The organism is Citrobacter sp. Cpo015 (assembly GCF_030333035.1).
Taxonomy (GTDB): domain Bacteria; phylum Pseudomonadota; class Gammaproteobacteria; order Enterobacterales; family Enterobacteriaceae; genus Citrobacter; species Citrobacter portucalensis.
In genome coordinates, this window is record NZ_JAOWGS010000018.1 from 1 (window position 1) to 202 (window position 202).

General features: G+C 52.5%; 1 tRNA gene. It reads right to left on the reverse strand.

Annotation, left to right across the window (positions count from 1 at the left end):
* Positions 1–2 precede the first annotated feature (2 nt).
* Positions 3–78, reverse strand: a tRNA-Gly gene (locus OGY67_RS00085).
* Positions 79–202: the final 124 nt, after the last annotated feature.

Consider the following 202-nt stretch of genomic DNA (forward strand, 5'->3'; position numbering starts at 1 on the left):
TTTGGAGCGGGAAACGAGACTCGAACTCGCGACCCCGACCTTGGCAAGGTCGTGCTCTACCAACTGAGCTATTCCCGCATAATCTTCGTCTTTCGAACCGCTACTGCGTTGGCTGCCTTCATTCGCCTGAGTCACTTACTTCAGTAAGCTCCTAAGGACTCATTCAGTTGCCGCCTTGTCGCAATTCGAAATCCTGCGATTG